The organism is Bacillus velezensis (genome assembly GCF_001461825.1).
GTDB classification, from domain to species: Bacteria; Bacillota; Bacilli; order Bacillales; family Bacillaceae; genus Bacillus; species Bacillus velezensis.
In genome coordinates, this window is sequence record NZ_LLZC01000018.1 from 77,523 (window position 1) to 100,383 (window position 22,861).

Below are 22,861 nucleotides of genomic sequence, written 5' to 3' on the forward strand. Positions count from 1 at the left end.
TAGTGTTGTGATATCATATCTTGTATTTGTTTTAAATCTGCTTATCATAACCTCAGTTGAACCAACTAAATCAGCCAATTCCTTCTGGCTTTGAATTCTCTTCTCCTTCATAACTTCATTAAATCTAGATCTGACTATAAACTTTTTAGAAATTCACACACCCTTTAGGCTAGTCTAACTAATGCTTATATAAAAGTATTCTCGATCACTGATATTTGATACATTGATGTTTTTTAGACATGTACAACACTCTGAGGTTGATGTAAATTTAATCTAAGAAAGGATGAGTCTGTGAAGAAATACATGGTTGTCCTGATATTTGTAATAACTATAGCGTCAGGAAGTATCTACATGAAGTACCAACATGATAAAAAAGAAGCAGAACAAGAACTTTTTATCCAAGCGAAAGATAAAATGGAAAGCTATATAAAAGCTAATTACAAAAATATAAAGCACATTACATACGATAACGATTACAAAATAGACCCTATGGGAGGAATTTCCATTGGAGGGTACTTGAATGGTAATAAGGAAAAAGAATTTTTGGGACTTTATGACAAAACGAATGATGAAATAGGAGTTTCGTCAGTCGATGCGGAAGAGAAACCCGAATGTCAGGAAAAAGAATGTGAATACTAAAAAAGACGCTGGAATAAAGAAGTACTCTGGAATGCCGCTTATATGATCCTCTGTGGACACTGAAGAAAAATCTTAAGACGCCTAAATGCACCGGATGTCACCGGTCATTTTTTTCCAGTCCGCGAGCTTCATCATAACTCATGGAAAGGATGATTCTGTGAAAAAAAACATTATTATCTTCATGGTTATTTTTATAGCAGCCGGAGGCTTTATAATGAAGAGTATGAATGATAAAAATGTTCAGGCTGAAGAGATAAAGATTGTGCAAGAACGAATGGAGAAATTTATCAAAGCGAATTATGAAGGCATACATAACGTTACATTTAAAGATAAATACGAGATAGATCCAATGGGCGGGATAGAGGTATTTGGCTATTACAACGGTGATACATCGAATAAATTCGATGGTATTTACGATAAGGCAAATGACAAGATCATGGGGCACTCAATAGACGCTGTAAGAAAGAAAGAATGCAGAGATAAAGATTGCGATTATTAATAAAGACGCTCGTCTGGCATTTTTTATATATGAGCATAATGAAAAAGACAAGGGTTTCGGCATGTGCCGCCCTTGTCTTTTTTTATTGAACACTGTAAAACATAACCGGAAACAGCTCATTATTTGACAGTCCGTTTTAACAGCGTTACAATTAAACATGTAAATAGTTACATGTTTAAGTAAACATAATAACTCGGGAGGTGATACGTCTTGAAGGAACCTTCTTTAAAAAAAGTGATGTCTCTGCAGATTGAAGTGGATGAACCGATCGTTGCGGGGCAGACTGGATTAGGGAAAAGGCAGTTGATTCCGATACGGGGCGGAACGGTCAGCGGCGCCGTAAAGGGACGTGTTCTTCCGGGCGGAGCAGATGCCCAGATCATCCGTCCGAACGGCCGGGTTGATCTTTCTGCCAGATATGCGCTGGAGACGGAGGAGCATGAAGTCATCTATGTAGAGAACAACGGCATCCGCCAAGTCAGTGAACCGTTCCGCCAACAGGCTGCAGAGGGGCGCATCATTGATCCCGAGCACGTGTATTTCCGCACTGTGCCTGTGTTTGAAACAAGCAGTGAGGCATATCAGCATCTGCAGGACCGGCTGTTTATCGGGGCTGCGGTCAGATTGCCGGATGACATTCGGTTAGATATTTATGAAGTTCAATAATAATATGGAGAGTGAGTCAACATGGAAAACTTTATCGGAAGCCATATGATTTACACGTATGAAAACGGCTGGGAGTATGAAATCTATATTAAAAATGATCATACGATCGACTATCGGATTCATAGCGGAATGGTAGGCGGCCGCTGGGTGCGCGACCAGGAAGTGAATATCGTCAAGCTGACAGAAGGCGTATACAAAGTGTCATGGACTGAACCGACAGGCACAGACGTTTCCTTAAACTTTATGCCGAATGAAAAACGGATGCACGGGATTATTTTCTTCCCGAAATGGGTGCATGAACATCCGGAAATCACGGTGTGCTACCAAAATGATTACATTGACGTGATGAAAGAGTCACGTGAGAAATATGAAACGTACCCGAAATATGTCGTTCCCGAGTTTGCGGATATTACGTATCTCAACAATGCGGGAATCAATAACGAAGCACTGATTTCAGAAGCGCCGTACGAAGGAATGACCGATGATATCCGCGCGGGAAAATTAAAATAAGAGAAAAAACCCGGCCTTGTCCGGGTTTTTTTGTATCCTTTTACGAGAGGGTTTTGGTCATGATAAAGTCGACTTGTTTATCATCCCCCATATAAAAAGAGTGTTCTCCGGTTTGGACAAACCCCATTTTTTGATAAAAGGCGATTGCATTTTCGTTTTTTTCCCATACGCCCAGCCAGATGTTCTTTTTATTGTGTGCTGTTGCGATTTTCACAGCTTCATTCAGCAGATATTTGCCGAGTCCGTGTTTCTGGTGGTTTTTTCTTATATAAATTCTCTCAATCTCAAGAGAATCTTCCCCCATTTTTTCTGACTGTGCTTCGTTCATGTTGACTTTTATATACCCCGCAAGGTCATCATGATAATAAACAAAATAGAATTGAGAAGACAGATTGGATAATTCCTTTTTCAGCTGTTCAGAGCGGAATGCATTTTCCAAATAAGCTTTCATATTTTCAGGTGAATTTTGATCCTTAAATGTATCATTGAATGTTTCAATGCTTATCTCCCGGAGCTCTGTAATATCGTTAAGGCTGCACTTTTTTAATTGAATACTCATGGTCATACAGCTCCTTTCTTCATTTATCATATCAGCTGATTTTTTGTTGTATTTGCAATGAAAATACCGTATAGTAAACATACCGTAATTTTGTTGTATTTGCAACATAAAATAAGAAAATGAGGACGATAAAGTGAAATATGTTTTTTATGTTTTAGGAATCATGATCTTGACCTTTGGTATTTCTGTCACGATTCAATCAGATCTTGGAACGTCGCCTTTTGATGCGCTTATTGTGGGATTGTCCGTCCATGCAGGGCTTACCGTGGGAAGCTGGGAAATCATCATCGCTTTCCTGTTAATTTGCTGTAATTCAATGTTAAAAAGGCAAAGGCCGGAATTTTCAGGGATGATTACGGCGTTTATAACGGGAATCGGGATTGATATGTGGCTTTTTTTTCTGCATCGAGTCATAACGCCTGAACTATGGTACGGAAAAGCGGGCTGTTTTGCAATCGGTTTAGTTGTGATAGGGATAGGAACCGCAACCTATCTGCACACGAATTTCGCCCCGATCCCGGTTGATCGGTTAACGCTAATTGTCCGCGATTTAACCGGGAGAAGCATCTTTTTTTCAAGAACGGTCATTTACTTCATATTTTTCATACTGGCCGTGATGCTAAAAGGTCCGGTAGGCATCGGAACGTTATTAACCGTTTGTTTAGGCGGGATCATCCTTCATTTCTTTATGCCGATTACCGGAAGATGGATAGACGGCATATTAACAGCATCTCCAAAGCAGGAAGAAACGAAAACCCGGTAGCAGGGGTTTTTATCCGGTTCTATCATTTTTCATTTCATCCGCATGTTCAAGGTATAATAAAAAAGGGGGAGGGATTTTTATGAGCGGTCAAAGAAAGCTCGTTTTTTACGGAGCTGTCAGCGCAGATGGCTATCTTGCGCGGGAAAATCACTCTTTAGATTGGTTAATCGGAACTGAAGGTGAAGACGGCACCGATTATGAAGCTTTCTATGAATCTGTCGATACGATTATCATGGGCAGAAAAACATACGAGGACATATTGGTTTTATTGCCTGAGGAATTTCCGTACAAAGGTAAAGAATGCTATGTGTTTTCGCGGACATTGACCGGGTGCACTGAACATGTGCGGTTTATTCATGAAGAGCCTGCCGATTTTATAAAAGCATTGAAACGCCAAGAAGGCAAGCGGATTTGGATTGTCGGCGGGAGTGATCTGCTGCACCCGGTTTTGGAGGAAAAACTTGTCGATGAGTTTATCATTCAGATCGCCCCCGTTCTGCTCGGCCGCGGAATTTCTTTGTTCAAACCCGGAGACCGGGAGACAGGGCTGAAGCTGACTGATGTCAGGCGCTATAAGCAATTTGCGGAGTTGCATTATGAAGTGAGATAAAATGAAGTGTATGAAAGAAACCCAAGAAGGTTACCGGGTTTCTTTTTCATGTTTGTTTTTATGTTTTGAAATGGTGTGGGCCGGCCCGCATGAAAACCCTGCAACCATGATAACAACCCCTATCCACCTCACGGCATAGAAATCAGTGTCGCGCAGGAAGATAAATGAAACTAAGGTCATAAGCGCCCCGATTATAACGGCAGCTGTGCCGATAATACTTGATTTCTCCATATAAAACTCCTTTATGAATGTTTGTTTAACTTATTGGGTTAGAATATAACATATCAGGGGTAATATGGAAATGGATATTCTGCGATGTCTGAAGTAAGATGAAAACGAAACGCCAAGGGAGCCGGCTCCCTTGGCGTTTTTTATGCTTGAAACAGGATGCGGCGTTTTGCTGCATCGGGATCACTTTCGACAGCGGTATCCGTGTTGAGAAGCAAAGTATCGCGTGAATCGGTTTCATATTCAGGCCAATTGAAGTGAGAGGTGTTCGGGTTTCCGGTTTTTGCAAAAGCGAGCCATGCGGATTGGATTTGTTTGGAAAGCTGTTCTGCGTCGTCACCGAGCGGTTCTTGCAGCGTCTTTCTCAAAGAATCAAAGTTTCCGAACACAAACGGCAATTCCAGAGCGTGAACGGCTTTATGAAACGGCGGTGTTTCGCCATGCCAATCAAAGCGGTACATCCAGACCGGTGCGTGCTGCGACTGTCCTTGTGCGAAAGCGACAGCCGGCCGCCAGAAAATCAGATCCGTCATCATATCGATTTGTCCCTTTAATGAATGCGGATATAAATCTGCCGCTTGCTCGGTGCAGTTTTCTCCGAGGTGATAATGCAAATAATCTTGCTGCTTTTTCTCGGAATGAATATCTGTATCAGGGGTGAAAAACAAATATGCTTCATCACGATTGGTTCCGATGATCATAGGTATGCCTTCTGCGGCCCCGTCTGCTATGGCTTTCACCGGTTCCGCAGGCAATGTGGCCGGATCGATGGCGGGCTGAAACAAAAGCTGGAAAATGTTTTGATCTAGTGAGCGCCGCACTTTATCCGCAGTCTTAAGCAGGTCATTAACGGAAAGCTCCTGCAATTGATCAGTGCCGGCTTCATGAATAAATGCCGCCGCGATGTCTTTTGCCATGTCCGCCGGGATCGTATGAGAGGCGCCGCTTTCTAAAATGGCTTTATGAAACAGGCCTTTTGCGTCAGGCATTGCCATAAGGGAGGCGATACTCATGCCGCCTGCCGATTCACCAAATATCGTGACGTTATCCGGGTCTCCTCCGAATTCGGAGATATTGTCCTTCACCCAGCGCAGGGCGGCGATCTGATCGAGCAGCCCGATATTGGAGGAATACGCGTCATGAATAGAAGACAAATGTAAAAAGCCTAACGGTCCGAGCCTGTAATTGAGTGTCACTACAATGACATCTCCGTCAGCGGCAAGGGCAGATCCGTCGTAAAGCGGTTCGCTTCCGGCACCTAAATAAAATGCCCCGCCGTGTATCCATACCATGACAGGCTTTTTTTCGCCCTCTGAATCGGGGGCGAAAACATTGAGGTAAAGGCAATCTTCAGATTGAGCCGGTATATCTCCGGAAAACGATATAGACAGCATATCATCCGGCTGCGGACAAATCGGCCCGAACGAGTCGGCATGTTTTACGCCGTCCCAAGGTGCGGGCGGCTCCGGCGCTTTAAATCTGAGCTCTCCGACGGGCGGCTTCGCGTACGGTATGCCCTTCCATGTGCGGACGCCGCGGCCGGCAGTTCCTTTCAGTGCGCCGCAGCGGGTTTGAACGGTAAGTTTTGTCATCATTTCATCCCCTTTTTTCTTTTCATTATAAACAGAGATGAAGACATGAAGCGAATAAAAGCCTTTTCATCAGCATATCATTAGTAACGCTTCCGTTCTAAAAATGATCTGACTTCCTGAACGGACAAGCCGAGTTCTTTGGCTTCCTGCATCAGCGCTTTCCATTCCTCAATGTTGGATTCAGTCAGTTTTCTGTTGCGGTAGGGTGCGGGCTCCGGGCGTTTTTCAGTCAGTTTGTTCGTAAAGGTGAACAGTTCTTCTTTCGGCATGCCTGACTGCACGGCCTGCACAAGGTGGATGCGCCACTCATCTTCCGTGTCTCCCATGTGATGCAGCATCGTTTCGGCATCAAAAAGCTCCGTCAGATCCACCTGCAGGGTGGCGGATACTTTTTTCAGAAATTGGATGGACGGATTTGAGTGAACCCCCCGTTCTATCTTGCTTAAATAAGATTTAGAGACACCTGCTTCAACTGCTAGCTGATTAATAGAGTAGCCTTTTCTTCTGCGGTATAAACGAATTATTCTTCCAATCATTGTGCTGAATTCTCCCCTGTATACTGGCATTTTTTTGTTCATTATAAGAAATTTTTCGTTCTTTATAAAATTTAAAATTATAAGGTAAGTGCAGTAAATAAGAGGAAAATCATGATAATGTTCTCTAAAAAGAACTAAATGGCTTAATTTGAAATTTTCAAATTTCGACCTTTTCTTTTATAATCCAATCATTAACAGAAGGGGGCGTTTAAGCCTGATGCAATAAGGATGAGGCTGTAATTACATGAATGAGAATATGAGTTTTAAAGAATTATTTGACATTATTAAACACAGACTTTTACTGATTTTTATCATGACAGCAGTTGTAACGCTGGTGACGGGATACATCCAATTCCGGGTGATTTCGCCCGTTTATCAGTCATCGACCCAAGTGCTCATTCATGAAACAAGCGGTGAAAAAAATTCGAATCTCAGCGACGTTCAGCTGAATCTTCATTACAACAATACGTTTCAAACGATAATGAAAAGCCCGGTAGTGCTTGAGAAAGTGAAACAGACGCTGCATCTTTCTGAGACGGCATCCGCTTTAAAAGCAAAGATCACGACAAGCAGCGAAACCGATTCAGAGATCATTACCGTAGCGGTGCAGGACGAGAACCCGAAACAGGCCGCCGCTATAGCGAACACGCTGATGAAGACATTTAAAAAAGAAGTCCGTGACAGGATGAATATAAAAGGCGTCATTGTTTTGTCTGAGGCAAAAGCATCGGAAAGCCCGATGGTCAAGCCTTCGCGCATCCGGAATATCGTGATGGCGTTCGGTGCGGCTCTCATGGCGGGTGTGACGCTTGCGTTTTTTCTCCATTTTCTTGATGAAACCGTTAAAAGCGAGCGGCAGCTCAGCGAAAAAACAGACTTGCCTGTTTTAGGGGTTGTGTATGACATCAAAAATCAGCAGACACGGTCTGATGAAAAACATTTCGGGGAGTGAGGCGTTTGGGATTCAGAAAAAAGAAATCAAGAAGGGGACTGGCTCAAATATCCGTTTTACATCACAAATCATTGGTGGCTGAACAATACCGCACCATTCGGACAAATATTGAGTTCTCCTCTGTTCAGACCCATTTGCGCTCTATTCTCGTCACTTCTTCCGTTCCGGGAGAAGGAAAATCATTCAGCGCCGCCAACCTTGCCGCGGTATTTGCGCAGCAGGAAAAAAAGGTGCTGCTCGTCGATGCGGATTTACGAAAACCGACGATACACGAGACCTATCAGCTTGAAAATGTACAAGGCCTGACGAATGTGTTAGTCGGAAACGCTTCCCTCGGCGAAACGGTGCAAAAAACGCTGATTGATAACCTCTATGTCTTAACGAGCGGGCCGACGCCGCCGAATCCGGCTGAGCTTTTATCTTCAAAGGCGATGGGAGAGCTGATTCAGGAGATGTACAGCCGGTACAGTCTGGTTATTTTCGATTCACCTCCGCTTTTGGCGGTGGCGGACGGACAGATTTTAGCGAACCAGACAGATGGAAGCGTTCTCGTCGTCTTGAGCGGAAAAACGAAAATGGATACCGTCCAAAAGGCGAGAGACGCGCTCCAGCAGTCAAAGGCAAAGCTTTTGGGGGCGCTGCTGAATAAAAAGAAAATCAAAAAAACGGAGCACTACTCGTATTGAGCGGTGCAGGTGATGTCTCCTTACCTTTATCAACGGAGGCACTCGGCTCTGCTGTGGGCGGCGTTTTTCGCTGCCTTAGATGCTGGTCGTCGGTGGCGGGGTGTGAGGACGGGTTAAATGCCCAATTTATCTTAAGATGATGCATTGTTATCGGCTTAGCTGTTATGTCTGTTTTTTTACGAAAACCGTATCAGCTAAACCGATAAATGAGGAGGGGAAAGATTGACTTACCGGAGAAGACTTTCAATGATTTTTGCATTGGATACGTATCTCGTTTTACTTTCCGTTGTTATAGGATATCAATTTTTTGAGGATTCTTATCACTTTTATGACTCCGGAGCGTTGCTGCTGACTGCCGTGAGCATGCTGATCAGCCATCATGTATGCGCTTTTATGTTTCACCAGTATAAGCAGGTATGGACGTACACGGGAATAGGCGAGCTGCTTGATCTGCTGAAGGGGATCACGCTGTCCGCAGCTGTGACAGCCGCCGTCCAATACGGGGTGTTCCACACGATTTTGTTCCGGCTGTTGGCCGTCAGCTGGATGGTTCAGCTATTGTTCATCGGAGGAAGCCGGATGATTTCACGGGTGCTGAAAGAAACGATCGGCAGGAAGCAAAATGACTCTTCCAGGGCGCTGATCATCGGTGCAGGTGCGGGGGGGACGCTGCTCGTCCGTCAGCTTACCCAGAAAAACGATCTCGGAATCATGCCTGTGGCTTTTATTGATGATGATCAGACGAAGCATAAGCTCGAAATCATGGGCCTGCCCGTCATCGGCGGAAAAGAAAGCATTATGCCTGCGGTGCAGAGGCTGAGAATTCACCATATTATCATTGCCATTCCGTCTCTTTGCACCCATGAGCTTCAGACGTTATACAAAGAATGTGTGCAGACGGGCGCCCATATTAAAATCATGCCGCAATTTGATGAGATCCTGCTCGGAACGCAGGCTGCCGGACACATCAGGGATGTAAAAGCCGAAGATCTGCTCGGCAGAAAGCCGGTCACCCTTGATACGAGCAAAATTTCTGACAGCATCAAGGGAAAAACGATTCTGGTCACGGGCGCCGGCGGCTCAATCGGTTCTGAGATCTGCCGCCAGATCAGCGCGTTTCTTCCGCGGGAAATCGTCCTTCTCGGCCACGGGGAGAACAGCATTCATTCCGTACATACCGAGCTGTCCGCACGCTTCGGCAAAGAGGTGCTCTTTCACGCGGAGATCGCCGATATTCAGGACAGAGATAAAATCTTTACTTTGATGAAAAAATACGAGCCGCACGTCGTCTATCATGCGGCTGCCCATAAACATGTGCCGTTAATGGAACATAATCCGGAAGAAGCCGTTAAAAACAACATCATCGGCACGAAAAATGTCGCCGAAGCCGCCGACATGTGCGGAACGGAAACATTCGTGCTGATTTCTTCTGACAAAGCGGTCAATCCGGCCAATGTCATGGGCGCGACGAAACGGTTTGCGGAAATGGTCATCATGAACCTCGGAAAGATCAGCCGCACCAAATTCGCCGCCGTCCGTTTCGGAAATGTGCTCGGAAGCCGCGGCAGCGTCATTCCGATTTTCAAAAAGCAGATTGAAAAAGGCGGACCCGTCACCGTCACGCATCCGGCGATGACAAGATATTTTATGACGATCCCCGAAGCGTCAAGACTCGTCATTCAGGCGGGGGCGCTTGCAAAAGGGCGGCAGATTTTCGTTCTGGATATGGGAGAACCCGTCAAAATTGTCGATCTGGCAAAAAACCTGATTCATTTATCAGGCTATACGACAGAACAGATTCCCATCGAATTCTCCGGCATCCGTCCGGGAGAAAAGATGTATGAAGAATTGCTGAATCATAATGAAGTACATACGGAGCAGATTTTTCCGAAAATCCATATCGGGAAAGCGGTGGACGGGAATTGGGCCGTGCTCATCCGTTTTATGGAGGAATTCAGCCGTCTGCCTGAAGAAGAGCTGAGAAAAAGGCTGTTTGAGGCGATCGAATCAGTACATGAAGAAGCGGCCGCAGGCGTGTGATGGGAGGACAGAAAGATGACGAAAAAAGTATTATTCTGCGCCACAGTCGATTATCATTTTAAAGCCTTTCATCTTCCGTATTTTCAATGGTTTCAGGATATGGGCTGGGAGGTGCACGTCGCGGCAGGCGGCAACATGAATCTTCCATTCGTTGATGAAAAGTTTTCCATTCCGATCCGGCGCTCGCCGTTTCATCCCGAAAATCTTTCTGTTTACAGGCGTCTGAAACGGCTCATTCAGGACAACGGCTACGACATGATTCACTGCCATACGCCGGTCGGCGGCGTGCTTGCACGCCTTGCGGCGAGACAAGCGCGCCAAAAAGGGACAAAGGTGCTGTACACCGCGCACGGCTTTCACTTCTGCGACGGAGCGCCTCTGAAAAACTGGCTTCTTTATTACCCGATCGAAAAATTTCTTTCTTCTTATACGGATTGTCTGATTACGATTAATGAAGAGGATTACGAACGGGCCAAGCAAATGAAAAAAACAGATTGCAGCGCGAAAAAAATACACGGCATCGGGGTGAATACAGACAGGTTTCACCCTGTGAGCCGGGAAGAGAGTGAACGTCTGAGAGAAAAACACGGCTTCGGCGCCGGGGAATTTATTCTCGTATACCCCGCTGAATTAAACGGCAATAAAAACCAGGGACTTCTCATTGAGACTGCGGCATTGCTGAGGAACCGCATCCCGGAGCTGAAACTCGTATTTGCCGGAGAAGGCGCGATGGAAGAGCCGTACAGAAAAAAGGCTGAATCACTCGGTGTATCCGACATGGTGCGGTTTTACGGTTTTTGCCGCGATATTCATGAACTGATTCAGCTTGCTGATCTGTCTGTCGCCTCAAGCATCCGCGAAGGACTCGGCATGAATCTGCTTGAGGGAATGGCTGCCGAAAAGCCCGCCGTTGCCGCGGACAACAGGGGGCACCGCGAGATCATCGAAGACGGTGTGAATGGTTTTCTCGTGCCGGCCGGGGACAGCGCGGCGTTTGCCGATCGGATTGAAAAGCTGTACCGCTCCCCGGGGCTGCGAAAAGCAATGGGACAAGAAGGGCGCAGGACGGCGGAATGTTTTTCAGAAACACGTACGGTAAAGGAAATGGCGCACATTTACGCCGGTTATATGGATAAAAAGGAGAAAAGCGTATGAATGCAGGAGCACAACCGAAAATTTCCGTCATCATGGGAATTTATAATTGCGAAGAGACTTTAGCGGAGAGTATTGAATCCATCCTGAGCCAATCTTATAAGAATTGGGAACTGATTATGTGTGATGACGCGTCAACTGACGGAACGTATCAGATTGCGCGCCGTTACGCGGATCATTACGGCGACCGGATTACGCTGATTCAAAATAAGACAAATCAACGGCTTGCCGCTTCGCTTAACCGCTGTCTGACATACGCAACGGGGGATTATATCGCCAGGCAGGACGGTGATGACATCTCCAACCCGAGGAGACTGGAAAAACAGGCCGCTTTCTTAAACAAGCACGCCCACTATCAAGTCGTAGGCACGGGCATGCTCGTATTTGACGAATTCGGTGTAAGGGGCGCCCGGCTTTTGCCGCCCGTGCCGAAACCGGGAATTATGGCGAAAGGCACACCGTTCTGCCACGGCACCATTATGATGCGAGCTGAAGCGTACAAAGCGCTTGGCGGCTACCGGTCAGTCAGGCGGACGCGGCGGATGGAGGATATTGATTTGTGGCTGCGCTTTTTTGAAGCGGGTTTCCGGGGATACAATCTCCAAGAAACGCTGTATAAAGTAAGAGAGGACAGTGATGCGTTTAAAAGGAGATCGTTTACGTATTCCATTGATAATGCGGTGCTCGTTTTTCAGGCGTGCAGACGGCTGAAGCTGCCGCTTTCCCATTACGCGTATATCGCAAAACCGCTCATCCGCGCCATTACGCCGCCCGCGGTCATGAACCGTTATCATAAAAACAGGGACATCCGCCAAAAAGAAGGGCTTGCCGAACATGACTGACAAACCGATGCGGGTGCTGCACGTCTTCAGCGGGATGAACAGGGGCGGCGCAGAAACGATGATGATGAATTTGTACCGGAAGATGGACAGAACGAAGGTGCAGTTTGATTTTTTAACCCATAGGAACGATCCGTGCGCTTATGATGAGGAAATTCTCGCTCTCGGCGGACGGCTTTTTTATGTGCCGAGCATCGGCAGCACAAACCCGATTACATTTGTAAAACAGGTCAAGCGGGTGATTCAGGAAAAAGGCCCGTTTGCCGCCGTGCACGCCCATACCGATTTTCAGTCGGGATTCATCGCGCTTGCCGCTCGTTTAGCCGGCGTCCCGGTGCGGATCTGCCATTCGCACAGTACGTCGTGGCGGGGGCGGGCGTCGCGGCTTGCCGGGATGCAGCTGTTTGTTTTCAGACGGCTGATTACGGCAAACGCCACGGCACTGTGCGCCTGCGGAAAAGACGCGGGCCGTTTCTTATTCGGGAAAGAAAAAGACGTGCATCTTTTGCCGAACGGCATTGATCTCGACTTATTTGCCGGCGGGTGCGCGGACACAGAAACTGAAAAAAGGAAGCGGGGCATTGCAGGCGGCCGTTTGGTGATCGGCCATATCGGCCGCTTTACAGAAGAAAAAAACCACGAATTTCTGCTCCGGCTGGCCGCTGATATGAAAGAGCGGGGCATCGGTTTACAGCTGATTCTCGCCGGAGACGGTCCGCTTCGCACCGACATGGAAAATCTGGCGGCGAAGCTGGGGCTTGATGATGATGTGCGTTTTATCGGCATAGAAGACCGCGTTCATGCCCTGCTGAAAACGCTGGATGTATTTGTCATGCCGTCTCTTTATGAAGGGCTGCCTGTCACGCTCGTTGAAGCGCAGGCCTCCGGGGTGCCGTGCGTGATATCAGACGGCATAACGGAAGAAGCCGATGCCGGGCTCGGGCTGGTCAAAAGGCTCAGCCTTAAAGAACCGCCCCGACAATGGGCAACAGCGGTTTTACGGGCAGCAGAGGCGGCAAAGCCTGACGGGGCGCGCATTAAAGAAAACCTCAGACGGCAGGGATATGACGCGGGAGAAAATGCGGGGGCTGTTATGAAGCTTTACAATATGAATTGGAAAAAGGAACAGTAACGAATGATTGTATACGTAGTCAATATGGGAATTGTGTATATTTGGTCATGGTTCGCGAAAATGTGCGGCGGGCGTGATCAATCGCTTTCGACCGGATACCGGCCGAATCAGCTCGTCATGATCGTTCCGCTGCTATCGCTCGTATTGGTCTCCGGTTTGCGCTACAGAGTCGGGACGGATTTTCAGACGTACGCGCTGATGTACAAGCTGGCGGGAAATTACGGCAGCATTTGGGAGATCTTCGGGTTCGGAGCGAAAAAAGCAGCCGTTGATCCGGGGTTTACGGCTCTCATCTGGCTCATGAATTTTATCACGAAAGATCCGCAAATCATGTATTTCACCGTGGCGGTCGTGACGTGCAGCTTTATTTTAAAGGGGCTCGTTGAGTTCGGCCGTCCGTTTGAGCTGAGTGTGTTTTTGTTTTTGGGCACGTATCACTATTATGCTTCCTTTAACGGGATCAGGCAGTATATGGTGGCGGCCGTTTTGTTTTGGGCCGTCCGCTACGTGATCAGCGGAAGCTGGAAGCGTTATATGTCAATCGTGCTGCTGTGTTCGCTTTTTCATTCCTCAGCGCTGATTATGATTCCGGTTTATTTTCTCGTCAGAAAAAGAGCCTGGTCGCCCGCGATTTTCGGACTGTCGGCATTGTTTCTTCTTATGACGTTTCTGTATCAGAAGTTCATTTCGCTGTTTGTCGTCGTGCTGGAAAACAGCTCGTACGGCCATTATGAGAAATGGCTGATGACCAATACGAACGGGATGAACGTCGTAAAAATCGCGGTGCTGCTTCTGCCGCTGTTTTTGGCTTTCTGCTATCGGGAGCGGCTGCGGAAGCTCTGGCCTGACATTGATGTCATCGTGAATTTCTGTCTGCTCGGCCTGCTCTTCGGTCTTTTGGCGACAAAGGATGTTATTTTTGCCCGGTTTAATATATATTTCGGCCTGTACCAAATGATCTTGATCCCTTATTTTGTGAGGATTTTTGATGAAAAATCAAATGCGCTGATTTATATCGCCATTATTGTCTGTTATTTTCTTTACAGTTACTTGCTTATGCCGGTCGATTCGTCTGTGCTTCCGTACAGAACGATTTTTTCCCGGTAATGGACACTGGAGGTTTATATGGAAACACCCGCGGTCAGTTTATTAATTGCTGTGTATAATACGGAAACTTATTTAGAAAGATGCTTAGATTCATTGCTCAATCAGTCGCTCGCCAATATCGAAATCGTGGCCGTTAATGACGGGTCAACGGATCAAAGCCCGGCGATTCTTGAAACCTATCAGAAGCGGGATGAGAGAATCAGGGTCATTCATCAGCAAAACCGGGGGCTCGGCGCGGTCCGCAACAAGGGCATTGAGGCGGCGCGCGGCGAATTTATCGCTTTTATTGATGCGGACGACTGGGTTGAGCCTGATTATTGCCTCAGCATGTATGAAAAAGCGAAGGCTGATCAGGCTGATCTCGTGATTTGCGAGTATGCGGCCGAATTTGCGGATACGGGGAAAACCGCCGTTTCAACGATCGCTTCAGCGTACGCGGGCCGCCCGAAACAACGGTACCTGAAAGATTTATTTGAAGGAAGAGTCAGCGGTTTTTCATGGAACAAGCTGTACAAAAGAACGATGATCGAGCATCATCAGCTGCGCTTTCCGCTTCGTGATGAGCTGGAGCACGTGGAGGATCAGTACTTCAGCCTCAGGGCGCATGTTTTCGCAGGTGCGGTCTCGTACGTGGATCAGCCGCTCTATCATTATCGGATTCACTTGACTTCCATTGTGCAAAGCTATCAGAAAAAGCTGTTTGACTCAGGTCTCGTTCTCTATCGGCTGAACGAGGCTTTTTTGCGTGAAAACGGCTGCTTACAGGAATACCGGCAGGAGCTGGATTTTTTCATCGTTCAGCACGGAACAGTCTGCCTGCTGAATGAATGGAAGCGGAATAACGGCGGCCGGTTTTCTGAGAAATGGAAGAATATCAGCCGGATATGCGCTGATCCCGTGTTCCGCCTGAGCCTTTCCAAAACCGGAACGGCGCCGTTTGACGCCAAACGCTCATGCCTTCTGCTTTTGGCGAAGCTGAAGCTGATTCCGTTCGTGTCGCTGGCATCAGCCGCGTATCAGCGGGCAATCGAGTACAAAATGAAAATCAGAGGGTGAAGACATGTCGATACAATCTTTAAAAATCAATCTCGCGGAATGGCTTTTGCTAAAGGTCAAATACCCGTCCCAATTTCATTTCGGAACGGCAGCGGATGGGTCGGGGCTTTCAGCGGCAAGAAAAAAGATCATTCTGACGCTGCTCCCGTCCCACGATAATCTCGGCGATCACGCCATCGCCTACGCAAGCAAAACGTTTCTTGAACGGGAGTATCCCGATTTTGACATTGTCGAGGTGGATATGAAGGATATATACAGATCGGCAAAAGCGCTGATCAAAAAGCGCCACCCCGATGATATGGTATTCATCATCGGCGGCGGGAACATGGGGGATTTGTACCGGTATGAGGAATGGACGCGCCGCTTTATTATCAAAACATTCCGGGAATATCGGATCGTTCAGCTTCCGGCGACGGCTCACTTTTCTGAATCAAAAAAGGGACGGAAGGAACTGAAGCGCGCCAGAAAAGTGTACAATGCGCATCCCGACCTTTTGTTAATGGCGAGAGATGAGACGACGTATCAATGGATGAAGCGTCATTTTCCCGGAAAAACAGTGCTCAAACAGCCTGACATGGTCTTATATTTGGATAAAAGCGAGCGGCACATCCCGCGGGAAGGGATCTACCTCTGTTTACGGGAGGATAAGGAGAGTGCGCTGACGGCTGAGGACAGAACGATGGTAAAAGAAGCTTTGGCAAAAGAGTACGGAGAGCTGCATTCCTTTACCACGACGGTCGGCCGGAGGGTCAGCCGCCATACACGCGAAAAGGAGCTGGAAGCGCTTTGGAATACGCTGAAAGGCGCGGAGGCCGTCGTCACTGACAGACTTCACGGGATGATTTTTTGTGCGCTGACGAAAACGCCTTGTGTCGTCATTCGTTCGTTTGATCATAAGGTAATGGAAGGCTATCAATGGCTGAAAAACATACCGAACATGACATTGCTTGAACGTCCCGACCCTGAAGCCGTAACGTCCGCCGTAAACCGGCTGCTCAGCGGCAAGCATGAGGAAGGCGGTTCATTGCGAAGTGTTTATTTTGCCGGGCTGCGCTCGAAAATCAGCGGTGATGCCCAATGACCGCGCCGCTTGTGAGCGTGATCGTGCCGATGTATAAGACAGAGCCTTTTATTAAAAAATGCGCGGTTTCTTTAACAAAACAGACGCTGAGAGACATCGAAATCATTTTTGTCAATGACGGTTCACCGGATCAGTCAGGCCGGATTGCCGAACAATTCGCCGCAGAAGATACGAGGATCCGGGTGATTCATAAAGAAAACGGCGGCCTCAGCTCGGCCCGCAATGCCGGAATAAAAGCCGCCCGCGGCCGTTATATCGGTTTTGCGGACGGCGATGACTATGTGACGGAAACGATGTTCGAGCGGCTTTATGAAGAAGCGGAGAAGAACCGGCTGGATATCGCCGGCTGCGGTTATTATAAGGAAACGCCGTCTAAAGAAAGAACATATATGCCGCCGTCCATTCCGGCGGGCCGCGTCTTCACAGCGGATGAAATGACTGCATTGCTGACACGCGCGCACGAACATCGGTTTATTTGGTATGTGTGGCGCTATATATACCGGCGAGAAGCATTGCAAGGGCTGTTGTTCCATGAAGATATCCGTTTTGCCGAGGACTCTCCGTTTAACTTGGCAGCGTTCCGCCAAGCCGCGCGTGTCAAAGTGATAGACGAAGGGCTGTATATCTACCGGGAAAATCCGCAAAGTCTTACAGAAACACCGTTTAAGCCCCACTTAGATCAAGAACTGCAAAAGCAATATAAAGCGAAAATGGCTTTTTATGAGGAAAACGGGCTGACGGACGCCTGCCGGAGCGATATCGATACATATTTGTGCAAGCATCAGATTCCGATGCTGATCGCCAACGCATGCGCCGCGCCGCAGCCGTCACACCAGATTACGGCGCACATCGGCAGAATCTTAACGTATGACATGGTAAAAACGGCGGTGCGCAGGACGCCGTGCCGCCATAAACAGCTGCTGGCGGGGGAGCGCGTGGTGCTCGGCCTGTGCAAAATGCGCCTTCCTCTTCTTCTGCATGCGTTTTTCGAACGGAAATCGAAAGAGAAAGGCAGTGCGGAAGGAGCATGAAATTTGCCATTAATTTCGGCGCCAATGTGACGGCGTTTTTACTATCGGTGTTTTTATCAGTGTGGATGACTCCCTTTATTGTGAAAACATTAGGTGTGGAGGCTTTTGGGTTTGTCCATCTGACACAGAATATCATTAACTATTTCTCTATAATTACCGTTGCGCTGAGCTCTGTCGTTGTGAGGTTTTTCTCCGTCGCCGCCCACAGGGGGAACAAGGACGAGGCCAATGCGTATGTAAGCAATTATTTAGCCGCGTCTGTCGTGATATCTCTATTGCTCGCTGTGCCGCTCGCCGGGACGGCTTTTTTTATTGACAAGATTATGAATGTACCGGCCGGGCTCTTAACGGATGTGAGGCTCTCTATCGTGATCGGCAGCGTGCTGTTTATGCTGACGTTTTTTATGGCGGGGTTCGCGACGGGGCCGTTTTTCGCCAACAAGCTTTATATCACAAGCTCCATTCAGGCCGTGCAAATGCTGGTCAGGGTGCTGTGTGTGCTCGCTCTGTTTACGTGCCTGCCGCCGAAAATCTGGCAGATCCAGCTTTCGGCATTAGCGGGAGCCGTCTGTGCGGCCGTGCTGACTTTTTTCTTTTTTAAGAAATTGATTCCGTGGTTTTCTTTCAGCCGTAAAACCTTGTCATTACAGACGAGCAAAGTGCTGTTTTCGGCCGGTGCCTGGAGTTCTGTCAACCAGATCGGCGTGCTGCTGTTTCTGCAGATTGACCTCATGACGGCCAACCTCGTGCTGGGGCCGTCTGAAGCGGGTGTCTATGCGGCGATTATTCAATTCCCGCTCCTGCTCAGAAGTCTTGCCGGGACGCTTGCTTCACTGTTTGCGCCGGTTTTGACTTCCTACTATTCAAAAGGCGATATGGAAGGCCTCCTGTCTTACGCCAATAAGGCCGTGCGGCTGAACGGGCTTCTGCTCGCGCTTCCCGCCGCATTATTAGGAGGGCTCGCCGAACCGTTTCTGGCGATTTGGCTGGGCCCGTCGTTTGTGCAGACGGCGCCGCTTTTATACATTCACGCCGCGTATTTGGCGGTCAGTCTCTCTGTCATGCCGCTTTTTTACGTATGGACGGCTTTTAATAAACAAAAAACGCCCGCCGTCGTTACTTTATGTTTAGGCGGACTGAATGTCATATTGGCCGTGGTTCTCAGCGGACCGGCACATCTCGGGCTGTACGGCATCACCATCGCCGGTGCAGTCTCGCTCATTTTGAAAAATGCCGTCTTCACGCCGCTGTATGTTTCGCATATTACGGGCTTTCAGAAAACCGCGTTTTACAAAGGCATGTTCGGCCCGTTGGCGGCGGCCGTATTTGCCTGGGCTGTCTGCCGGGGTATCCGGCTGTTTTCACCGCTTGACAGCTGGGCCGGCCTGATCGCCGCGGGGCTTGCCGTATGCATAAGCTATGCCGCATTCGCTTTTTTCTTCATTTGTACGAAAGAAGAAAGGTGGCTTGCTTTACAGAAATGCCGAAAAGTGAAAGGAGCTGTTCAGATTTGAAGGCGAAACGTGTATTTGATATAGCGGCCGCGGTGTTGTTATTGTGCGGCGCGAGCGTTATCCTTCTCTTCGCCATGGCCGCCGTCAGATGCGCCATCGGGTCTCCGGTATTGTTCAAACAGACGAGACCGGGGCATAACGGGCGTCCGTTTACGTTGTATAAACTCAGGACGATGACGGATGCGCGTGATGAAAACGGTGTGCTGCTTCCGGATCATCTCCGCCTGACCAAAACGGGAAGGCTGATCAGAAAACTGAGCATCGATGAGCTTCCCCAGCTTTTTAATGTGCTCAAAGGAGATATCAGTCTGGTCGGCCCCCGCCCTTTGCTGATGGATTATCTGCCGCTTTACACGGCGGAGCAGGCGCGGCGCCACGAGGTGAAGCCGGGGATTACGGGCTGGGCGCAGATTAACGGGAGAAACGCGATTTCATGGGAGGAAAAATTCAAGCTCGACGTGTGGTACGTCGACAACCGCACATTTCTTCTCGACTTAAAGATTCTGCTTTTAACAGTGAAAAAAGTTCTCGTGTCAGAAGGCATACACCAAGCCGGCCATGTGACGGCAAAGCGCTTCACAGGCAGCGGAGATATGTCATCGTGAAAAAGATCGTGCTGATCGGAAACGGCGGACACGGAAAAGTCGTGAAGGAAATCGTGCAGGCCCGTTCCGATATGGAGCTTGCGGGCGTATTGGATGACGGATTCAGCGGTTTTGCCGTTCGGAACGGTTTATATACGGGTCGGACGAAAGACGTGCCCATGCTTCGGAAACTCGTCCCCGAGGCCGTATTCACGATATGCATCGGCCGCAACGGCGTCAGAAAGCAGTTCGCTGAAACGCTTGGGCTTGAAGATGACAATTATGCCGCACTCATTCACCCCGGGGCGATCGTCAGTGAAACGGCTTCCGTCGGACACGGAACGGTTGTGATGGCGGGCGCCATCATTCAGGCGGGCGCTGACATCGGCGCCCATTGCATCATCAATACGGGCGCGGTTGCCGATCATGACAATGCAATCGGAGATTACGTCCACCTTTCACCGCGCGCGGCGCTTGCCGGCGGAGTGAAAGTCGGGGAAGGAGCGCACGTCGGAATCGGGGCGTCCGTCATACCGCAGATGGACATCGGTCCTTGGTCCGTGATCGGCGCGGGGGCTGCCGTCATCAGCCGGATTCCCGATCATGTGACGGCGGTCGGCGTTCCGGCCCGCGTCATCTCCTCTATTCATAATGAAAAAGGATGATTTCATGCATACAAACAAACGGATTTATTTATCTCCGCCGCATATGAGCGGAAAAGAACAGGAATACATCGCGGAAGCCTTCCGTTCCAATTGGATTGCGCCGCTCGGTCCGCTCGTCAATTCGTTTGAAGCGCGGCTGGCGGAATATGCGGGAGTGAAAAGCGCGGCGGCCGTAAGCTCGGGAACGGCGGCCATCCATCTTGCCCTGCGGCTTGCGGGTGTGAAAAAAGGAGACGCTGTATTTTGTCCTTCCTTTACGTTTGTCGCCACGGCGAATCCGATTGTGTATGAGCAGGCTGAGCCCGTTTTTATTGATTCGGAATGGGAGACGTGGAATATGTCGCCCGATGCGCTTGAGCGGGCGCTGCGGGATGCAAAGCGGCGCGGCAGACTCCCGAAAGCGGTGATCGCCGTCAATCTTTACGGCCAAAGCGCGAAAATGGATGAATTAATGAGCCTTTGTGACGCATACGGCGTCTGTCTGATTGAAGACGCTGCCGAGTCCTTAGGATCAACATATAAAGGCAGGCAGAGCGGCACGTTCGGCCGTTTCGGCATTTATTCCTTTAACGGCAACAAAATCATTACAACATCGGGAGGCGGCATGCTCGTATCTGACGATGAAGCCGCGATTGAAAAAGCGAGGTTTCTTGCGTCACAGGCGAGAGATGCCGCCGTTCATTACCAGCACAGCGAGCTCGGGTATAACTACAGGCTCAGCAACATTCTCGCGGGCGTGGGGATATCGCAGCTGGAAGTGCTTGAAGATCGCGTCCGGGCGAGGAGAGAAATCTTTCACAGGTATCGGGAAGCGCTGGAAACGTATCCGGGCATCCGCATGATGCCGGAGCTTGAAGGAACGGTTTCAAACCGCTGGCTGACGGCTCTGACGCTTGATAACGGCGTGACGCCGGAAGAAGCCGTCGCCTGTCTTGCGGAACAGAATATTGAGGCCCGGCCGCTGTGGAAACCGCTGCATACGCAGCCGCTTTTCTCATCTTCCGTCTTTTATCCTCACAGCGAACATGAGCGTGTCTCTGAGAACCTTTTCAGCCGGGGCATCTGTCTGCCGTCCGGGTCTGACCTGTCTTCTGAGGAGCAGCAGCGTGTCATTGACGCACTTGCGCAACTGTTTGAAACGAAAGGGGAGAAAACATGGACAGCCGCCATGTTATGAGCCGATTAAAAGAGACGCTGACGGGTCTGCTCAGCGTTATACCGCCGCAATCTGACATCATATATGCCGACTATCCCCTCTACGGAAATGTAGGGGATTTATTGATAATGAAAGGGACGGAGGCGTTTTTTAAAGCACACGGCATCTGCGTGAAACAGCGCTGGAATCCCGACAATTTTCCATTCGGGCGCCGGGCGGACAAAAAGACGATCATCGTCTGTCAGGGTGGCGGAAATTTCGGGGATCTCTATCAGTACTATCAGACGTTCAGGGAAAAAATCGTCAAATCCTTCCCGGAAAACAGGATCGTCATCCTGCCGCAATCCATCTATTATCAGGATGAGACACGGCTTGGGAAGACATCGGCGCTTTTTGCGGAGCACAAGGATCTCCACCTGTTTACGAGAGATCGTGTGTCATACGAGACCGCGAAACGCTTTTTTTCGGCGAATCATATCGGGCTTATGCCTGATATGGCCCATCAGCTGTATCCGATCGCGGCGTCAGCGGCTCCGTCACGCGGCAGGCTTCATTTTAGCCGCACGGATGGGGAAATCAATCCGAAGCTGCAAAACAATCCTTCCGTTAAAAGCTGCGACTGGCAGGATGTGCTGTCAGCAAGCGACCGCAGGGGAATCGCTTTTTTCCAAACACTGAATGTTTTGAATAAAAAAGCGGGAAACCCGCTGCCGATTGCGCGGTTTTGGAAACGCTATTCCGATTTCTTGACGAAAAAAGCGGTTCTGTTTTTCAGCAGGTACGAATCGGTGGAAACGTCAAGGCTTCACGGCCACATCCTGTCCTCGCTTCTCGGGAAACCGAATACCGTCATTGATAATTCATACGGGAAAAACGCCAACTATTATTACACCTGGATGCACGAAGCGCCGGACGTCCGTCTGATCGGGGAAACCGCCGGCACGAAGGAAAACCTTCCGCTTTGAATAAGCGGAAGGTTTATTTTGTTTCTCCGCGTTTTACTTTGTTGTACGCCTCATCCAAATGCTGAATTCTTTTGAGCACAACCGAGTTTTTCGTCAGCTGATCCTGAACAAGGGTTGAGACGACGGAGCGGTAATAGCTGTTCATCGCATGATTTCGGTCTTCATTCGGATTCATTTCAATGTGCTGTGTAAAGTTTTCAATAAAATAAGGAACAGAAAAAAGTTCTGACATCTATAAAGCAACTCCTTTTAATAAGTATATACGGTATGAAACCAATCATGTACAATGAAAAAAGGGG

General features: G+C 48.6%; 26 protein-coding genes. 21 read left to right on the top strand and 5 right to left on the bottom strand.

The window, feature by feature from the left end; all coding sequences use genetic code 11:
• Positions 1-351 precede the first annotated feature (351 nt).
• The 4 genes from AR442_RS09025 (at position 352) to AR442_RS09040 (ending at position 2,314) form a co-directional block, all read left to right on the top strand.
• Positions 352-639, top strand: coding sequence for a DUF1433 domain-containing protein (locus AR442_RS09025; protein ID WP_014418943.1), 288 nt, complete (start codon positions 352-354; stop codon positions 637-639).
• Positions 640-853: 214 nt separating this feature from the next.
• A complete protein-coding gene (locus tag AR442_RS09030; RefSeq protein ID WP_014418942.1) occupies positions 854-1,138 on the top strand; it encodes a DUF1433 domain-containing protein in 285 nt (94 codons plus the stop codon).
• Between the two features lie 210 nt (positions 1,139-1,348).
• Positions 1,349-1,804, top strand: coding sequence for a DUF3237 domain-containing protein (locus tag AR442_RS09035; protein ID WP_014418941.1), 456 nt, complete (start codon positions 1,349-1,351; stop codon positions 1,802-1,804).
• Between the two features lie 21 nt (positions 1,805-1,825).
• Entirely contained in the window at positions 1,826-2,314 is a 489-nt protein-coding gene (locus tag AR442_RS09040) for a phenolic acid decarboxylase (protein WP_007407400.1), read from the top strand.
• Positions 2,315-2,354: 40 nt separating this feature from the next.
• Here the strand turns inward: AR442_RS09040 and paiA are convergent, their stop codons facing one another.
• On the bottom strand, positions 2,355-2,873 hold the full coding sequence (gene paiA / locus AR442_RS09045; RefSeq protein ID WP_021495236.1) for a spermidine/spermine N(1)-acetyltransferase: 519 nt from the start codon (positions 2,871-2,873) through the stop codon (positions 2,355-2,357).
• Between the two features lie 133 nt (positions 2,874-3,006).
• On the opposite strand from paiA, the gene AR442_RS09050 reads away from it, so the two are divergent.
• Positions 3,007-3,636, top strand: coding sequence for a YczE/YyaS/YitT family protein (locus AR442_RS09050; protein WP_014305880.1), 630 nt, complete (start codon positions 3,007-3,009; stop codon positions 3,634-3,636).
• Between the two features lie 79 nt (positions 3,637-3,715).
• Positions 3,716-4,246, top strand: a complete 531-nt coding sequence (locus AR442_RS09055; protein ID WP_014418939.1) for a dihydrofolate reductase family protein — start codon at positions 3,716-3,718, stop codon at positions 4,244-4,246.
• A 30-nt stretch (positions 4,247-4,276) separates the two neighbouring features.
• Here the strand turns inward: AR442_RS09055 and AR442_RS09060 are convergent, their stop codons facing one another.
• The 3 genes from AR442_RS09060 to slrR all read right to left on the bottom strand — a co-directional run bounded on the left by AR442_RS09060 (position 4,277) and on the right by slrR (position 6,602).
• The gene (locus tag AR442_RS09060) at positions 4,277-4,477 is read right to left on the bottom strand and encodes a hypothetical protein (protein WP_014418938.1); all 201 of its coding nucleotides are present in this window, start codon (positions 4,475-4,477) and stop codon (positions 4,277-4,279) included.
• Between the two features lie 140 nt (positions 4,478-4,617).
• Positions 4,618-6,066 (bottom strand): carboxylesterase/lipase family protein, encoded by a 1,449-nt coding sequence (locus AR442_RS09065; protein ID WP_032863899.1) that lies wholly within the window; start codon positions 6,064-6,066, stop codon positions 4,618-4,620.
• 80 nt (positions 6,067-6,146) lie between these two features.
• Positions 6,147-6,602, bottom strand: a complete 456-nt coding sequence (gene slrR, locus AR442_RS09070; RefSeq protein ID WP_007407395.1) for an HTH-type transcriptional regulator SlrR — start codon at positions 6,600-6,602, stop codon at positions 6,147-6,149.
• 244 nt (positions 6,603-6,846) lie between these two features.
• Between slrR and AR442_RS09075 the strand changes: the two genes are divergently transcribed.
• The 15 genes from AR442_RS09075 (at position 6,847) to AR442_RS09145 (ending at position 22,562) form a co-directional block, all read left to right on the top strand.
• Positions 6,847-7,554: a YveK family protein gene (locus AR442_RS09075; protein WP_014418936.1), complete on the top strand. Its 708-nt coding sequence runs from the start codon at positions 6,847-6,849 to the stop codon at positions 7,552-7,554.
• A 5-nt stretch (positions 7,555-7,559) separates the two neighbouring features.
• Positions 7,560-8,240, top strand: a complete 681-nt coding sequence (locus tag AR442_RS09080) for a protein tyrosine kinase EpsB (protein WP_007407393.1) — start codon at positions 7,560-7,562, stop codon at positions 8,238-8,240.
• Between the two features lie 222 nt (positions 8,241-8,462).
• Entirely contained in the window at positions 8,463-10,280 is a 1,818-nt protein-coding gene (locus AR442_RS09085; RefSeq protein ID WP_021495233.1) for a polysaccharide biosynthesis protein, read from the top strand.
• 15 nt (positions 10,281-10,295) lie between these two features.
• Positions 10,296-11,435: a glycosyltransferase family 4 protein gene (locus AR442_RS09090; protein WP_053285129.1), complete on the top strand. Its 1,140-nt coding sequence runs from the start codon at positions 10,296-10,298 to the stop codon at positions 11,433-11,435.
• Positions 11,432-12,274 (top strand): glycosyltransferase EpsE, encoded by an 843-nt coding sequence (gene epsE, locus AR442_RS09095; RefSeq protein ID WP_012118512.1) that lies wholly within the window; start codon positions 11,432-11,434, stop codon positions 12,272-12,274. Before AR442_RS09090 ends, epsE begins: the two co-directional genes overlap by 4 nt.
• Complete coding sequence (locus tag AR442_RS09100) at positions 12,267-13,403, top strand: glycosyltransferase family 1 protein (protein WP_053285130.1); 1,137 nt, start codon at positions 12,267-12,269, stop codon at positions 13,401-13,403. The genes epsE and AR442_RS09100 overlap by 8 nt, the downstream gene beginning before the upstream one ends.
• A gap of 3 nt (positions 13,404-13,406) precedes the next feature.
• The gene (locus tag AR442_RS09105) at positions 13,407-14,510 is read left to right on the top strand and encodes a biofilm exopolysaccharide biosynthesis protein EpsG (RefSeq protein WP_007613926.1); all 1,104 of its coding nucleotides are present in this window, start codon (positions 13,407-13,409) and stop codon (positions 14,508-14,510) included.
• Positions 14,511-14,528: 18 nt separating this feature from the next.
• Complete coding sequence (locus AR442_RS09110; RefSeq protein WP_053285131.1) at positions 14,529-15,566, top strand: glycosyltransferase family 2 protein; 1,038 nt, start codon at positions 14,529-14,531, stop codon at positions 15,564-15,566.
• A 4-nt stretch (positions 15,567-15,570) separates the two neighbouring features.
• Complete coding sequence (locus tag AR442_RS09115) at positions 15,571-16,647, top strand: polysaccharide pyruvyl transferase family protein (RefSeq protein ID WP_053285132.1); 1,077 nt, start codon at positions 15,571-15,573, stop codon at positions 16,645-16,647.
• Positions 16,644-17,678 carry a glycosyltransferase gene (locus AR442_RS09120; protein ID WP_053285133.1) on the top strand — a complete coding sequence of 345 codons (1,035 nt, stop codon included), beginning with the start codon at positions 16,644-16,646 and terminating at the stop codon, positions 17,676-17,678. The genes AR442_RS09115 and AR442_RS09120 overlap by 4 nt, the downstream gene beginning before the upstream one ends.
• On the top strand, positions 17,675-19,192 hold the full coding sequence (locus AR442_RS09125) for an MATE family efflux transporter (RefSeq protein ID WP_053285134.1): 1,518 nt from the start codon (positions 17,675-17,677) through the stop codon (positions 19,190-19,192). The genes AR442_RS09120 and AR442_RS09125 overlap by 4 nt, the downstream gene beginning before the upstream one ends.
• Positions 19,189-19,797, top strand: a complete 609-nt coding sequence (locus AR442_RS09130) for a sugar transferase (protein ID WP_007407383.1) — start codon at positions 19,189-19,191, stop codon at positions 19,795-19,797. Before AR442_RS09125 ends, AR442_RS09130 begins: the two co-directional genes overlap by 4 nt.
• Complete coding sequence (locus AR442_RS09135) at positions 19,794-20,441, top strand: acetyltransferase (protein WP_053285135.1); 648 nt, start codon at positions 19,794-19,796, stop codon at positions 20,439-20,441. Before AR442_RS09130 ends, AR442_RS09135 begins: the two co-directional genes overlap by 4 nt.
• Positions 20,442-20,445: 4 nt before the next feature.
• Complete coding sequence (locus AR442_RS09140) at positions 20,446-21,618, top strand: DegT/DnrJ/EryC1/StrS family aminotransferase (RefSeq protein WP_053285136.1); 1,173 nt, start codon at positions 20,446-20,448, stop codon at positions 21,616-21,618.
• Entirely contained in the window at positions 21,597-22,562 is a 966-nt protein-coding gene (locus tag AR442_RS09145) for a polysaccharide pyruvyl transferase family protein (RefSeq protein ID WP_053285137.1), read from the top strand. The genes AR442_RS09140 and AR442_RS09145 overlap by 22 nt, the downstream gene beginning before the upstream one ends.
• Before the next feature lie 13 nt (positions 22,563-22,575).
• Here the strand turns inward: AR442_RS09145 and yvfG are convergent, their stop codons facing one another.
• A complete protein-coding gene (yvfG, locus tag AR442_RS09150) occupies positions 22,576-22,794 on the bottom strand; it encodes a protein YvfG (RefSeq protein WP_014418924.1) in 219 nt (72 codons plus the stop codon).
• Positions 22,795-22,861 lie beyond the last annotated feature (67 nt).

Excerpts from the sequence above, each read along its gene's own strand:
- AR442_RS09090 (WP_053285129.1), top strand. The coding sequence starts at position 10,296 with ATGACGAAAAAAGTATTATTCTGCGCCACAGTCGATTATCATTTTAAA.
- AR442_RS09110 (WP_053285131.1), top strand. The coding sequence starts at position 14,529 with ATGGAAACACCCGCGGTCAGTTTATTAATTGCTGTGTATAATACGGAA.
- AR442_RS09140 (WP_053285136.1), top strand. The coding sequence starts at position 20,446 with ATGCATACAAACAAACGGATTTATTTATCTCCGCCGCATATGAGCGGA.
- AR442_RS09125 (WP_053285134.1), top strand. The coding sequence starts at position 17,675 with ATGAAATTTGCCATTAATTTCGGCGCCAATGTGACGGCGTTTTTACTA.
- epsE (WP_012118512.1), top strand. The coding sequence starts at position 11,432 with ATGAATGCAGGAGCACAACCGAAAATTTCCGTCATCATGGGAATTTAT.
- AR442_RS09055 (WP_014418939.1), top strand. The coding sequence starts at position 3,716 with ATGAGCGGTCAAAGAAAGCTCGTTTTTTACGGAGCTGTCAGCGCAGAT.
- AR442_RS09040 (WP_007407400.1), top strand. The coding sequence starts at position 1,826 with ATGGAAAACTTTATCGGAAGCCATATGATTTACACGTATGAAAACGGC.
- AR442_RS09030 (WP_014418942.1), top strand. The coding sequence starts at position 854 with ATGAAGAGTATGAATGATAAAAATGTTCAGGCTGAAGAGATAAAGATT.
- AR442_RS09115 (WP_053285132.1), top strand. The coding sequence starts at position 15,571 with ATGTCGATACAATCTTTAAAAATCAATCTCGCGGAATGGCTTTTGCTA.
- yvfG (WP_014418924.1), bottom strand. The coding sequence starts at position 22,794 with ATGTCAGAACTTTTTTCTGTTCCTTATTTTATTGAAAACTTTACACAG.
- slrR (WP_007407395.1), bottom strand. The coding sequence starts at position 6,602 with ATGATTGGAAGAATAATTCGTTTATACCGCAGAAGAAAAGGCTACTCT.
- AR442_RS09145 (WP_053285137.1), top strand. The coding sequence starts at position 21,597 with ATGGACAGCCGCCATGTTATGAGCCGATTAAAAGAGACGCTGACGGGT.
- AR442_RS09065 (WP_032863899.1), bottom strand. The coding sequence starts at position 6,066 with ATGACAAAACTTACCGTTCAAACCCGCTGCGGCGCACTGAAAGGAACT.
- AR442_RS09120 (WP_053285133.1), top strand. The coding sequence starts at position 16,644 with ATGACCGCGCCGCTTGTGAGCGTGATCGTGCCGATGTATAAGACAGAG.
- AR442_RS09025 (WP_014418943.1), top strand. The coding sequence starts at position 352 with ATGAAGTACCAACATGATAAAAAAGAAGCAGAACAAGAACTTTTTATC.
- AR442_RS09060 (WP_014418938.1), bottom strand. The coding sequence starts at position 4,477 with ATGGAGAAATCAAGTATTATCGGCACAGCTGCCGTTATAATCGGGGCG.
- paiA (WP_021495236.1), bottom strand. The coding sequence starts at position 2,873 with ATGAGTATTCAATTAAAAAAGTGCAGCCTTAACGATATTACAGAGCTC.
- AR442_RS09100 (WP_053285130.1), top strand. The coding sequence starts at position 12,267 with ATGACTGACAAACCGATGCGGGTGCTGCACGTCTTCAGCGGGATGAAC.
- AR442_RS09075 (WP_014418936.1), top strand. The coding sequence starts at position 6,847 with ATGAATGAGAATATGAGTTTTAAAGAATTATTTGACATTATTAAACAC.
- AR442_RS09105 (WP_007613926.1), top strand. The coding sequence starts at position 13,407 with ATGATTGTATACGTAGTCAATATGGGAATTGTGTATATTTGGTCATGG.